This is a genomic window from Microlunatus sp. GCM10028923, assembly GCF_042666975.1.
In the GTDB taxonomy this organism is placed as follows: Bacteria; Actinomycetota; Actinomycetes; order Propionibacteriales; family Propionibacteriaceae; genus Microlunatus.
This window is the reverse complement of the sequence record NZ_JBHTFF010000009.1, coordinates 1-1,072: the sequence shown is the minus strand read 5'-3', so window position 1 is coordinate 1,072 and position 1,072 is coordinate 1. Positions and strand designations below refer to the sequence as shown.

1 protein-coding gene is annotated in these 1,072 nt (G+C 68.5%); it reads left to right on the top strand.

What is annotated here, in order from left to right; translation table 11 throughout:
• Window positions 1-932: 932 nt before the first annotated feature.
• A partial coding sequence (locus ACFQU4_RS21600) for a helix-turn-helix domain-containing protein (RefSeq protein WP_377496345.1) occupies window positions 933-1,072 on the top strand: 140 nt, incomplete at its 3' end.

The window sequence follows — 1,072 nt, the reverse complement described above, 5'->3', positions numbered from 1 at the left end:
CAGCGACATAGCTGAAGGCACGGAGGACGAGTCGGGGCCAACACGGCGACTGCACCGGCAAGCCGAGGCGGCCATGCCGCGAAGAAGGCAGACCGAAGGTTGCAAACCACGGCAGCCAGTGCTGGAGCGGGCCAGGCCGCATCGCCATCAGACCGGCGAAGGCAAGCCGAGGGCCGGGTTCCGACCGGCAGTGGCATAGCTGAAGGCACGGAGGTCGAGTCGGGCAAACACGGCGACTGCGCCAGCAGGCCTAGGCAGCCATGCCGCGAAGAAGGCAGACCGAAGGTTGCAGACCGCTGCAGCCGGTGCTGGCGCTGGCCCGGCCGGAACACCATCAGACCCGAGGCGAGCCGAGGGGCGGGGTTCCGACCGGCCGCGGCGTAGCTGAAGGGCATCGGGTCGAGTGAGGCGAACGCGGCGACTGCAACGGCAGGCCGAGGTAGCCATGCCGCGGCGAAGAAGGCAGATCGAAAGCGTCCGCCCGAGAGACGCGCCACCGGCAGGCGCGAGTCGAAAGGGTGGACCGCGGATCCAAGGCTGCAACGCGGCCGAACCCGTGGAAACGCGCGATGGGAAGGCGCACCGGGATCACGACGACCGAACCTTGACGCCGAGCGGCCATGCTGCGAGGGCAGCAGGCCAGGGCGGACCGTGCCGCGGGCACGTCTTGGCGCTCGAATCGAATGGATCCGGACGCCAGACCACACCACAAGGGCGCCGGACCCGCGCACATATCTGAGCGACACCGGGCCAGGCTCACCGCCTCCAGCACGTGCGCCAACAAGGAAGGACCCCGGGCTCCCGCGGCCGCAGCGCCTCGGCCGACTCTTGATCATCCGGACTGTCGCGAAAGCACTTGAACTCGAACGCTGGAGCTCTCCTGGGCTTGGCGGGCTCAGACGGTCGTCGCAACAACGGTCTTGGAGGTTGTTGTGGTGGTCGATACTGGGTTGCGGGCGCGGGTGTTGGAGTTGGTGGCGGCGGGTGAGTCGTGCACGGAGGCGGCGCGTCAGGTCGGGGCTAATGCCCGGAGTGTGGTTCGGTGGGCGAATCTGGCCGGCATGGAATTGCA